9 protein-coding genes are annotated in these 11,933 nt (G+C 53.8%); 5 read left to right on the forward strand and 4 right to left on the reverse strand.

Going from position 1 to position 11,933, the window contains the following annotated elements; all coding sequences use genetic code 11:
• The first annotated feature begins 35 nt into the window (after positions 1–35).
• From OQ371_RS21340 to OQ371_RS21355, 4 genes are read left to right on the forward strand one after another with little or no spacing between them, the layout of a single operon-like run.
• Positions 36–1,154 (forward strand): ATP-grasp domain-containing protein, encoded by a 1,119-nt coding sequence (locus OQ371_RS21340; RefSeq protein ID WP_265990355.1) that lies wholly within the window; start codon positions 36–38, stop codon positions 1,152–1,154.
• A 26-nt stretch (positions 1,155–1,180) separates the two neighbouring features.
• The gene (locus OQ371_RS21345) at positions 1,181–2,281 is read left to right on the forward strand and encodes a carboxylate-amine ligase (protein WP_265990356.1); all 1,101 of its coding nucleotides are present in this window, start codon (positions 1,181–1,183) and stop codon (positions 2,279–2,281) included.
• A 58-nt stretch (positions 2,282–2,339) separates the two neighbouring features.
• On the forward strand, positions 2,340–3,149 hold the full coding sequence (locus OQ371_RS21350; RefSeq protein ID WP_265990357.1) for a type 1 glutamine amidotransferase: 810 nt from the start codon (positions 2,340–2,342) through the stop codon (positions 3,147–3,149).
• Between the two features lie 46 nt (positions 3,150–3,195).
• The gene (locus OQ371_RS21355; RefSeq protein WP_265990358.1) at positions 3,196–4,386 is read left to right on the forward strand and encodes a hypothetical protein; all 1,191 of its coding nucleotides are present in this window, start codon (positions 3,196–3,198) and stop codon (positions 4,384–4,386) included.
• 96 nt (positions 4,387–4,482) lie between these two features.
• Here the strand turns inward: OQ371_RS21355 and OQ371_RS21360 are convergent, their stop codons facing one another.
• Positions 4,483–5,382 (reverse strand): hypothetical protein, encoded by a 900-nt coding sequence (locus OQ371_RS21360; RefSeq protein WP_265990359.1) that lies wholly within the window; start codon positions 5,380–5,382, stop codon positions 4,483–4,485.
• Positions 5,383–5,482: 100 nt separating this feature from the next.
• Here OQ371_RS21360 and OQ371_RS21365 point away from each other — a divergent pair, with 100 nt between their 5' ends.
• Positions 5,483–6,670, forward strand: a complete 1,188-nt coding sequence (locus tag OQ371_RS21365; RefSeq protein WP_265994347.1) for an aspartate aminotransferase family protein — start codon at positions 5,483–5,485, stop codon at positions 6,668–6,670.
• Positions 6,671–6,745: 75 nt separating this feature from the next.
• On the opposite strand, the gene OQ371_RS21370 is transcribed toward OQ371_RS21365, so the two are convergent.
• Genes OQ371_RS21370 through OQ371_RS21380 form a run of 3 tightly spaced genes read right to left on the reverse strand, consistent with a single transcriptional unit; the run spans position 6,746 to position 11,881 of the window.
• Positions 6,746–7,867: an efflux RND transporter periplasmic adaptor subunit gene (locus OQ371_RS21370; RefSeq protein ID WP_265990360.1), complete on the reverse strand. Its 1,122-nt coding sequence runs from the start codon at positions 7,865–7,867 to the stop codon at positions 6,746–6,748.
• Positions 7,860–11,156, reverse strand: coding sequence for an efflux RND transporter permease subunit (locus OQ371_RS21375; RefSeq protein ID WP_265990361.1), 3,297 nt, complete (start codon positions 11,154–11,156; stop codon positions 7,860–7,862). Before OQ371_RS21375 ends, OQ371_RS21370 begins: the two co-directional genes overlap by 8 nt.
• Before the next feature lie 50 nt (positions 11,157–11,206).
• A complete protein-coding gene (locus tag OQ371_RS21380) occupies positions 11,207–11,881 on the reverse strand; it encodes a FadR/GntR family transcriptional regulator (RefSeq protein WP_265990362.1) in 675 nt (224 codons plus the stop codon).
• Positions 11,882–11,933: the final 52 nt, after the last annotated feature.

Consider the following 11,933-nt stretch of genomic DNA (forward strand, 5'->3'; position numbering starts at 1 on the left):
AATCACAACCGCAACGGTTGAGCTTTGCAACCACTATGAAGAAAATTGGTATCCTTTTCGGGCAGGAAAATTCATTTCCGCAAGCCTTTGTCGACCGGGTCAACAGCAAGAAGGAGAGCGGCATTCTGGCCGAATTCGTCAGCATTGACAAAGTGGTTCAGGGCGACCCCACGGAATACGCCGTGATCATCGACCGGATTTCGCAGGACGTACCGTTTTACCGCGCTTACCTGAAAAACGCAGCCCTGACCGGCACGGCCGTCATCAACAACCCCTTCTGGTGGAGCGCCGACGAGAAGTTTTTCAACAACTGCCTGGCCACCAAACTAAACGTACCGGTTCCGAATACCGTCCTGCTGCCGTCGAAGGAACGCCCCGACGACACCAACGAAAACTCGTTCCGGAACCTGAAAATGATGGATTGGGACGCTATTTTCAAGTACATCGGTTTTCCGGCTTACATGAAACCCCACTCCGGCGGTGGCTGGAAAAGCGTTTATAAGGTGTACAACCCCGACGATCTGTGGCAGAAATTTGCCGAAACCGGCCAGTTGGTGATGATGCTGCAGGAAGAAATTGTGTTCGACGATTACTTCCGCTGTTACTGCATCGGGGGCACGGATGTCCGGATTATGCCCTACGAACCCCGTAACCCCCATCACCTTCGCTACGCAGCCGAGCCCCAGACTTCCGGCGAAGCCTACAAAAAACTGACGACGACGGTGCGCAACTACGTCATCGCCCTCAACCAGGCCCTGGGCTACGATTTCAATACCGTTGAGTTTGCCGTCCGCGACGGGATTCCCTACGCCATTGACTTCTGCAACCCCGCTCCGGATGCGGATATTTATTCGGTCGGTCAGGAAAACTTTGAATGGGTGGTGGAAGCGGCCGCCAACATGGCCATCGCGCGGGCGAAAGCGCAGGTGCCGGGCCAAGACAACCTGACCTGGGGTTCGTACGTGAAGAGTTCGGCGCACGGACGGCCCGCAACGCCTGCCGCCGAGTCCGAAGAGGCCGTTGAACCAACCGCAGAACCGGTGAAATCAAAAAAAGCGGAGAAAAAAATGGCCGAGTCTCCAAAGAAAAAAGAAGGGGCCAAAGCCGGCTCTGACGAGAAGCCGAAAGCGAAAAAAGAAAAAAAGGCCAAATAAATCACGCTATTCCGATCGCTCCGTTCATGCCAGTTTTCACCCTAGGAATCGAAGAAGAATTTCAGACCATCGACCCCGTGACGCGGGAGTTGCGTTCGCACATGTCGAAAATTGTGGAGGGCGGCCAGATCACGCTTCAGGAACGGGTCAAAGCCGAGATGCACCAGGCCGTGGTGGAAGTGGGCACCAACATCTGCACCAACATTCACGAAGCGCGCGAGGAGGTGACGTACCTGCGCAAGATGGTGCTCGATCTGGCCGAAAAGCAGAATCTGAAAATCGCAGCTGCCGGAACGCACCCCATCTCCGACTGGCAGGATCAGCTCATTACCGACAACGAACGCTACGACAAGCTCATCGATGAGATGCGTGATGTGGCCCGCTCGAACCTGATTTTTGGCCTGCACGTACACGTGGGCATCGAAAACCGTAACGACGGCCTGCACATCATGAATGCCGTGCGGTATTTTCTGCCCCACGTCTACGCCCTGTCGACCAATTCACCGTTCTGGTGCGGCCGCAACACGGGGTTCAAATCTTACCGCTCGAAGGTGTTTGACAAGTTTCCGCGCACCGGTATTCCCGACTATTTTGCCTCGGCGGCCGAGTACGACGATTACATCAACCTGCTGGTGAAAACCAACTGCATCGACAACGGCAAGAAAATCTGGTGGGACATTCGGCTGCACCCGTTCTTCAACACCATTGAATTCCGGATTTGCGACGTGCCCATGCGGGTCGATGAAACCATTTGCCTGGCGGCCGTGATGCAGGCGCTAATTGCCAAGATTCACAAATTACACAAGCAAAACCTGAATTTTCGGCCGTACCGGAAAATCCTGATCAACGAAAATAAGTGGCGGGCGGCCCGCTACGGCATCGAAGGCAAGCTGATCGATTTTGGCAAGCAGGAGGAAGTACCCTACCACACGCTGGCCCAGGAATTGCTAGAATTCATCGACGATGTAGTGGACGAGCTCGGCAGCCGCAAAGAAATTGAATATGTTAAAACCATTCTTGAAATGGGCACCGGAGCCGACCGGCAACTGGCGGTTTTCCGGCAAACCAATGACTTGAAGCGGGTTGTGGATTACATCGTTGAGGAAACTTCTCACGGCTTGATCTAGTTAATCAAGGAGACGTGTCATCGTCTGACCCATAAACTGTAGCTTTGAATTTAACGGAATGGAATCAATGAAAGTGGCGGTTCTGGACTTGTACAACAACGTCCCGAACGAAGGAATGCGCTGTATTCTGCAACTTATTCGGAATATGAGCGGCCAGATGGAAGTGGAATTGACGCATACAATTTTCGACGTGCGGGGCAAAAACGAAGTCCCGGGCCTGGACTATGACATTTATATTTCAACCGGTGGGCCGGGTAGTCCGTTGCCGAGCGATGAGCCGTGGGAAGCGCCCTATTTTCGGTTGATCGACCAGCTATTTGAGCACAACAGAATCCACGAGCAAAAGAAATACCTGTTTCTGATCTGCCACTCCTTCCAGCTCGTGTCCCGGCACCTGGGCCTCGGAACCATCAGCAAACGCAAATCGACGTCCTTTGGCATTTTCCCGATGCACAAAACCGACGACGGCCTGACCGATCCGCTGTTTGAAGGGTTGCCCGATCCGTTTTTCGCGGTCGATTCGCGGGATTATCAACTGACGGAACCCAACTGGGACCGCATCAACGAACTGAACGTTAAAGTGCTGTGTCTGGAGAAAATCCGCCCCCACGTTCCGCTGGAACGGGCCATCATGGCGGTGCGGTTCACCGACGAAATTTTTGGTACGCAGTTTCACCCGGAAGCCGATGGCGAGGGCATGTTGCGGTATTTCATGACCGACGAGAAGAAACAGCAAATCGTTGAAAATCACGGCGAAGACAAGTACAACGAAATGGTGGCCTACCTGCAGGATCCGGAAAAAATTGCCCTGACGGAGTCGGTCATCATACCGGGTTTTCTGCGCCAGTCAAGTTTGGTTAAACTTTAAAAACAAAACCGGCCGGCCAAGCCGGCCGGTTTTGAACCGTATTGTTATGATTCAATCGATTCGACAGGCTTACAACCAAGCATTCAGCCCGGAACAGTACCGGGCTTTTTTGGATCAGATTCACCGCGATTATCCGGATCAACTGGACTTTCGGGTGGCCGAAACGCCGGTTTTTGTGCCCCTTGCGCTGAAAGACCGTATCCTGGAAGCCTGCGAGTCGATTATCGACACCATCACCCGGCACGATTTCAAGGAGTTGTCGGAAGCGGCCATTCCGCCGGGCCAGCGGGTGCCAAACGAAAACGATCATACCTCTTTTCTAGCCATCGATTTCGCCATTTGCCAAGACGAAAACGGCGAGCTGGTCCCGCAGTTAATTGAATTGCAGGGTTTTCCCTCGCTGTTCGGCTTTCAGTCGTACCTCTCGGAGAACTACCGGCAGCATTTTCCCATTCCGGACGGTTTCAGTCACCTGTTCAACGTGGATTCCGACGAAACCTACCGCCAGCACCTCCGACGGCTCATCGTTGGCCTTGAGCAACCCGAACAGGTAATTTTGCTGGAGATTTTTCCGGAAAAGCAGAAAACCCGCGTCGATTTTGCCATTACGAACGAGATGCTGGGCATTGAAGCCGTTTGCCTGACCAAAATTCAGAAGGAAGGCCGGAAACTTTTTTATGAGAAAGACGGCCAGCGGTACCACATCAAGCGGATTTATAACCGGTTGATTTTCGATGAACTGGAAAGTCTACCGGACTTGAAAACGGATTTTACACTGACCGACGACGTGGACGTGGAATGGATTGGGCACCCCAATTGGTTTTTCCGCATCAGCAAACACACGCTACCGCTTTTGAAGAGCCCGTACGTTCCGGAAAGTCACTATCTGAACACGCTCGGGACGTACCCGGAAGACCTGGAGAATTACGTCTTGAAACCGTTGTTTTCCTTCGCCGGTAGCGGGGTTAAGCTGTCGGTCACCCGGGAAGATCTGGACGCGATTCCCGACAAAGAAAACTTTCTGCTGCAGCGAAAAGTCAAGTACGAACCGGTTATTCAGTCGCCCGACGGTTTGGTAAAGTGTGAAATTCGGATGCTCTACCTCTGGCACGAACAAGACCCCCGCCCGATCCTGCTGACCAATCTGGCCCGACTAAGCCGGGGTGAAATGATCGGCGTCCGCTTCAACAAGGATTTTGACTGGGTTGGCGGCACAATCTGTTTTTTTGAGCAGTAACGGGGATGACAGAGAATACACAAGAGAGCAAAGGTTACTTCACAGAGGGGATGTCTTTACTCTCTTGTATTTACTCTCATGTCTATCCACTTAGCTTCACTTTCCGATCCGGACCTGGTAGCTCAAATACGGCAACGGACTGGTGCGCATCAGGCCCTGTTCGTTGTAAACCGGCAACAACAGGGCGGTATCAAACGAGTGGCGACGGCGGTTGAACCGAAACCCCGCGGAAGTCAAACCGGCGAGGTAGGTGTACTGCGGCTCGATGGCCTCCCCGATCAGGATGTTGTTCTGGCTGATAAACGTAAGGTCCGGGGTGATTTTTCGCACATAACCGATGGTTACGACGCCCGACGACGCTAGGCCCTGCCGGGAGAACGTGACACCCGCACCCACAGTGATGTTTCGCTCCTCGTCGCCCACCGTGACCAAGCCCTGTGCCAGCCCCATCCGGGTTAACAAGCGTTCGTTCAGACGAATACCGATATACTGCACGCTTAGCGCGGCCCGGGTTCGGGTGGTTAGTTTGGCGCCGAATTTGGTTGAAAACGTGTGAAAATTCTGCGGGCTCAGGGTTTGAAACGTAGACCCGACGCTCCAGTGTTTGGTGACGCCCACGTCGATGCGGCTGAACAGAACGTAACTGTTTTGAAGGTAGAGGCTACGTTTCTCGGGCATGTAAGCCGTCGGCATAAAATAAAGCCGGAAGGGAAAACCGTTGGGAAAATCGGGACCGCTGCGCAGAGTTCCGCCCACCAGATCGGCCCGAACAATGTCGTTTACCGCCAGCAGCTGGTCACCGTCTTTTTTGGTACGAATCAGGTAAGAAGCGCTGTCCCGCCGGACGAATTGCCCCCGCAGGATGGTGCCATTTTTAAGCACAAAATTGTAGGTTCCGGGAATGCGGGCGTGGCCGGGTTCGTAATACACATCCTGCGCCCGCACTTTCGACGCCCCTAAAATTCCTAGACACACACACAGGTAGAGTAGCTTCATAGGCGCCAAAATTGAGTCACAACGAAAGTTAAGAAACTTACCGCTTCCACCCAAGCGTTAAATACGTGTATTTTTGTATCCGTTAATAACGATTTGCTTGATAACCAACCCCATTTTAACGCACCGGCAACTTTTTTTCCAACACGTTGCCCAAACGTCTGACTTTCCACTGGCGCTCGAAATTGAGCGGGCCGAAGGCGTTTACCTGTACAGCAAAGACAACCGGTACCTGGATCTGATTTCCGGTATTGGGGTCAGCAATGTCGGTCACCGGCATCCGCGCGTTCTGGCGGCCATTCAGGAACAGCTCGACAAATACCTGCACCTGATGGTGTACGGCGAATTCGTGCAGTCGCCCCAGGTAGAACTGGCGCACGCCCTGGCCCAAACCCTGCCGCAGCCGCTGACCAACGTCTATTTTACCAACTCGGGCACGGAAGCCATTGAAGGCACCATGAAACTGGCGAAACGATTTACGGGCCGCACGGAAATCATTTCGTGTTTCAATGCCTACCACGGCGCCACGCAGGGGGCGCTTTCGTTGTCGGGCAGTGAGCATTTCAAACAAAACTTCCGCCCGTTGCTGCCCGACATCCGGCACATCCAGCACGGCGACTGGCAGCATTTGGAGCAGATTACCCAACGTACGGCGGCCGTCATTATGGAGGTCGTGCAGGGCGAAGCGGGCGTACGGGTGCCGGAAGCCGCCTATTTGCAGGCGGTGCGCAAACGGTGTACGGAAGTGGGTGCGCTGCTGGTTTTTGACGAAATCCAAACCGGTTTTGGCCGCACCGGTACCTTCTGGGCATTCGAGGCTTTTGACGTAGTGCCGGATGTGGTCGTCTGCGCCAAGGGCATGGGGGGCGGTATGCCCATCGGCGCGTTCATCAGCTCAGCCGACATCATGGGCGTTTTTAAAAATAACCCCATTCTGGGCCACATCACCACATTTGGCGGTCACCCGGTCAGTGCCGCGGCTTCGCTGGCAACCCTGCGCGTGATTCAGGACGATCAGCTTCCTCAGCAGGTTGAGGCCAAAGGCGAGTTGTTCCGCCAATTGCTGGTGCACCCGGCCATCCGGGAGGTGCGCGGCAAGGGGCTGATGCTGGCGGCTGAGTTCGATTCGTTCGACCGGCTCAAACCAGTGATCGACCGGGCCATCCTCAACGGCGTGATCACCGACTGGTTTCTGTTCTGCGACAATTCCATGCGGATTGCCCCGCCCCTGATTATAACCGAAGAGCAGATCCGGACGGCCTGCGCGGTCATTCTGGATGCCATTGCTTAATTCCATCCATCACGGATTAACAAAAAAGACCCCGGCTTAGCCGGGGTCTTTTCTTAAAATCTCAAGCAGAAGCTATTACGTGGTTTGTTTTACCGATCGAATGGGTGAGCCGTTGCGGACCTCCTCCGTGGCGGTTGTAATGATCTGATCGCCGTCTTTCAGATCGCCGAACACTTCGATTTTGTCGCCGTCCTCCATGCCTTTCTGCACGGCTACCCACTCCGCTTTCTGATTAACGACTTTCACGATAAATACGCCCGTCGTGGAGTTGATCACGGCGGATTTGGGCACCACAAACGTATTGTTTTTTGTAGGCAGCGGAATGGTTACTTCGGCAATCATTCCCGGCAGCAATTTCCGGTCGTTGTTGGCAACATCCACCTCCGTACGCTCCGAACGCAGCCGTTTGTCCAGCGCTCCCGCCAGCCGCTGCACTTTGCCAGTGAACTTCCGATCCGGGAACGCCTTTACCGTAAAGCTAACCTCGTCGCCCTGATCCACGTAACCCGTGTAGGCTTCCGGAACGGACACCACCAAACGGAGTTTTTTCTGTTCGGTCAGGACAAAAAGCGGCAACTCCGATCCTTTGCCCGACGGCCCGATATAAGCTCCGGTGCTGACGTTCCGCAGGCTGATCACCCCGCTGAAAGGCGCCCGGATTTCCAGGTATTTTCGCATATCAGCAATCTCCTTATAGGAAGCTTTTGCCGCCTGCAACTGGGCGTAATCCGATTCTTTTTTGGCCAGTGTCTGCTCAATCATTGACTGTGCCACGGTTCCCGGCGTTTTGGCAGCATCCACGTAGCGGTCGTAATTGGCTTTGCTGGCGATGTACAGGGCCTCCTGCGACTTCAGCCGCGACTCGGCCGCCGACAACTGGGCATTCAACTCGGGCGCTTCAGCCAGAGCCAATAGTTGTCCTGCTTTCACTTCGGTACCCACATCAGCGTGAATGGATTTAACAAACCCGCTTACTTTGGCGTACATGTCCACATCCCGGTAGGCCACCAGTTCACCGGGTATTCGCAGGTTCGACGATAGTTTGCCCTTTTGGAGCGAAAACACTTCGGTCGGCTCGGGCTCTTCCGCCACCGCCACTTTGTCGGCTTTACTATCCGACGAATGGCACCCGTTCAGGGCACTAATCACCAGAATGCCGGAAAATACCGCCAGCAGCGGGGACGCTACGCTATTCATTAACCGATTCATATACGCCGGGAATATAATGTTTACTTTCTTTATCTTCAGGATCAAGCGATACCGACTGCACCGACGCATTGCCTTGTACCCAGGCAAACACGAGCGGTAAAATGTGCAAAGCCGCAAACGTGGAAGCGATCAGCCCGCCAATTACCGCCCGACCCAGCGGAGCCGTCTGCGAACCTCCTTCACCAAATCCCAGCGCCATCGGAAGCATACCGACAACCATCGCCACGCTGGTCATTACGATGGGCCGCATCCGCAACGAAGCCGATTCTTTGGCCGCCAGCAGGGCATTATGATTTTTCATCCGCAGTTGCTCGGCGTTGGTCACCAGCAGCACCGCGTTGGAAATCGACACCCCTACCGACATAATCATGCCCATGTACGACTGCAAATTAAGCGTCGAACCCGTCAGCAGCAGCAGGCCCAGGGAACCCGCCAACACCGCCGGAACCGTACACAGCACCACCAGCGACACCTTGAACGACTGGAAATTGGCCGCCAGCATGAGGAAAATCACGATGATGGCCGTCAGCAGACCGGTTTGCAAACTATCCAGCGTTTCGGTCAATACCTGCGTCAGACCGCGGGTCTCGATGGTTAAACCGCGCGGCAGTTCACCAAGTTCGGCAATGGCCCTGTTCACATCGGTGTTGGCCGTTCCCAAATCCATGTCGTACAGATTCGCCGTAACGGACAGCACCGGAACCGCCCCGATGTTGTCGTTTTCGCCGTAGGTCTTGCCGGTGCTAATCGTTGCGACATCGCTCAAAACCGGCCGGTTGGTGTTGGGCAGCACCGGGATTTCGCCAATGTCGCTGACGGTTTTCATCTGATTCTCCGGTACCTGCACTTGCACGCTGTACATCTGGGCGCTTTTTGGGTCAATCCAGACGCTTTTTTCCGTCAGACGGGAGGAAGAAGTAGAAGCCGTTAACGAGCGCGAAATGGCCGAAATATCCGTGCCCAACTGCGCGGCCCGCTCCCGGTCAATGTCGATGTTGATCGCCGGGTATTTGATGGCCGATCCCAGTTGAACATCGCGCAGATACGGGATTTGTTTTAGCTTGGCAATGACCTTGTTGGCGTACTCTTCGTTCTGCTCTTTATTCTTTCCAATGACCTTGACTTCAACGGGCGTTGGTGATCCCTGACTCAGAATTTTATCCGTCAGTTCGAGCGGTTCAAACGAAAGTTTTACTTCCGGTAATGCCGCTTTCATGTTCGCCCGAAACTGATCTTTTAAGACATCCAGATCAACGTCGTAATCATGTTTTAAACTGACCTGTAAAACTCCTTCGTGCGGACCCGCCATAAAGAGATAAATCGGGCTGGTTGAAAATTGCGAACCGTGCATCCCCACCATTGCCGAAGTAATTTCCACGTTTTCTTTCCCCACCAGTTGATTTAGTACGTCCAGCGCTTTCAACATGGTTGTTTCGGTTTTTTCCAGTCGCGTACCGTCCGGGGCCCGAAGCCGGACCTGAAACTGACCGCCGTTGACGCGGGGCAGTACATCGCGTCCAATGATGCTGATAAAGAAAGCCGTTAATCCGATAGCGACCGCAAAATAAGCCAGCGTAATTACTTTTTTGTGCGGAATAGTCAGCTCAATAAACCGTACGAAGGCCAGACGAAAACGCTCAAACAAGCCAATCTTCCCGTCGTTATTCAGATCGGCCTGCCGGGCCAATTGGTGCTTTCCGTTTAAAACCTTGCCTTCCGACGCAGCACCGTTGCCGTTTAACCCGGTGCCTTTGTGCGTTACTACGTCGTGTTTCCCGCCCTTCCCATTGGATTTGTGGGCGTGGCTTTTCATCAACCAGTTGGCCAACACCGGCACCAGCGTTTGGGCCATGATGTAGGAGGTAATCATCGAAAACGCGATGGCTAATGAGAGCGGCAGAAACAACGCCCCCGGAATCCCCTTCATCGTAAACGCCGGTGCAAACACCGCCAGAATACAGAATAAAATCAGCAGTTTCGAGAACGCAATTTCTTTACAGGCATCCCAGATGGCCAACGCTTTCGGTTTCCCCATGTCGAGGTGCTGGTGTATATTTTCAATCGTTACCGTCGACTCATCCACCAGAATACCGATGGCCAGCGACAGTCCGCTCAGCGTCATAATGTTGATCGTCTGCCCGAATAACGAAAGAAATAAAACGCCGGAAATGATACAGATCGGGATGGTGATGATTACGATCAGGGCACCCCGCGGATCACCCAGAAACAGCAGGACCATCAACCCCGTCAAAATGGCCCCAATGACGCCTTCCTCAATCAGACTTTCAACCGAATTAATGACGTAAACCGACTGGTCGAACTCATAAGAAAGCTTCACATCTTCGGGCAACTGGGCCTGAAAGGTAGGCAATTGCTTCTTCAGGTTCTGCACCACTTCCCAGGTGGAGGCATCCGATGACTTGGTAATTGGTAAATACACGGACCGGCGCCCGTTGACCAGCACGTAGCCCGACGTAATATCAGCCCCGTCTTCTACCGTCGCCACATCCCGCAGGTAGATGTTTTGCACGGTTCCGGTGTAGATCGGAATTTTCTCAAAATCCTTGACGGTTTTGATTGTGGTGTTAGCCGGGGTAAAGTAATTCAGATCCCCCACCCGCACGTTCCCCGCCGGCGTTGCCTGGTTGTTGATGCGCAGGGCGGCCACCAACTGATCGGGGGTTAGGTTGTGGGATCGCAGCAGTTCCGGATCGGCTTTGATGACCACCGTCCGGGAGTTTCCCCCGAACGGAGCCGGGGCCACCAGACCGGGAATGGAGCTGAACCGCGCCCGGACGTAAACGTTGGCCAAGTCCTGTAATTCGTTGTTTGTCCGGATCGGGCTGCTCAACACCAACTGCCCCACCGGCAGGGTCGACGCATCGAACCGGAGAATGAAAGGCGGTTGCGATCCAGGCGGAAAAATGGCCTGGGCCCTGTTCGTGTACGACGACACCTCGGCGGCCGCCTGGGCCATGTTCGTGCCTTCGTAGAAACTGAGCTTGATCAGCGTCAGGCCCTGAATGTTTTTGGTTTCAATGCTTTTGACCCCCGATACGTAAAGCAGCAGGTTGACGTACTGTTTCCCGAAAAACGACTCCATCTGGTTGGGAGTGAAGCCGCCGTAGGGGTGGGAAATGTAAATAACGGGCAAATCCAGGTTCGGGAAGATGTCGATTTTGATCGTGCGGATGGCACCGATCCCGAAATAAAACAAGCCCGCGACCAACACCAGAACGGTAATGGGTTTGCGTAAGGCTGCGCGGATTAAATCCATAAGGGGTTACTCGGTTTAATTGAGTTTAGGCGGTACGACGAAGCAACGGGTTACTGAATTTGCCCGGTGATCTTAGCCGCCCAATACCAGGCTTTTTTAGGATCGCGGTCTGCAACGCTCTGCAGAAGAGATGTGTGCATACTCTGCTTGCTCAGCAGGGTTTCCGTCGTAATGAAGACTTCCATGAAGGATTTCTTCATCTTGTCGGCGATGATCTTGTACAAATCGGCCAGAACTTCGTTTTTGGAGGCCATCGCCAACCGGATGTGAAACTGAATGTCGGCTTCGATGCAGGCTTCGGGCTGGTTTTGCAGGGCGGCATCGTGCCGTTTTTGCAGCAGGACCGTCATCACCTCAACGTCCTCCGGTGTCCGGTTCAAGGCGGCTTTCTCGGCGATTTTCAGTTCGAGCAACTGCCGGACTTCGTTTACTTCGGGTCCCTCGGCCCGCAGCAGACTCTGGTGAAAAGGCTCGACGTTGGTTTGCTGCAATTCCACAAACGTACCCAGCCCCTGCTGAACCCGGATCAGCCCTTTGTTGGTCAGAATCCGGATGGCTTCGCGGACGGTTGAACGCCCCACCCCAAACTGCTGCATCAGCTCGGGTTCGGAAGGTAACTTTTCCCCAATTTTGTACTGGCTGGAAGCGATTTGCTCCTGGAGTTTGCCGACCACCGCATCGGCCAGGCTTTCGCGTTTGATGAATATTGGTTCTGTAGTCATCATATCATCTGATGAGTAAAGATACAAATCTTGATCAGCATACTCATCCCTCCGT

The sequence above is a fragment of the Larkinella insperata genome, from assembly GCF_026248825.1.
Taxonomy (GTDB): Bacteria; Bacteroidota; Bacteroidia; order Cytophagales; family Spirosomataceae; genus Larkinella; species Larkinella insperata.

Bases quoted from the DNA above. Each gene is read 5' to 3' on its own strand.
- OQ371_RS21340 (WP_265990355.1), top strand. From the start codon at position 36: ATGAAGAAAATTGGTATCCTTTTCGGGCAGGAAAATTCATTTCCGCAA.
- OQ371_RS21375 (WP_265990361.1), bottom strand. From the start codon at position 11,156: ATGGATTTAATCCGCGCAGCCTTACGCAAACCCATTACCGTTCTGGTG.
- OQ371_RS21370 (WP_265990360.1), bottom strand. From the start codon at position 7,867: ATGAATAGCGTAGCGTCCCCGCTGCTGGCGGTATTTTCCGGCATTCTG.
- OQ371_RS21360 (WP_265990359.1), bottom strand. From the start codon at position 5,382: ATGAAGCTACTCTACCTGTGTGTGTGTCTAGGAATTTTAGGGGCGTCG.
- OQ371_RS21355 (WP_265990358.1), top strand. From the start codon at position 3,196: ATGATTCAATCGATTCGACAGGCTTACAACCAAGCATTCAGCCCGGAA.
- OQ371_RS21350 (WP_265990357.1), top strand. From the start codon at position 2,340: ATGGAATCAATGAAAGTGGCGGTTCTGGACTTGTACAACAACGTCCCG.
- OQ371_RS21380 (WP_265990362.1), bottom strand. From the start codon at position 11,881: ATGATGACTACAGAACCAATATTCATCAAACGCGAAAGCCTGGCCGAT.
- OQ371_RS21345 (WP_265990356.1), top strand. From the start codon at position 1,181: ATGCCAGTTTTCACCCTAGGAATCGAAGAAGAATTTCAGACCATCGAC.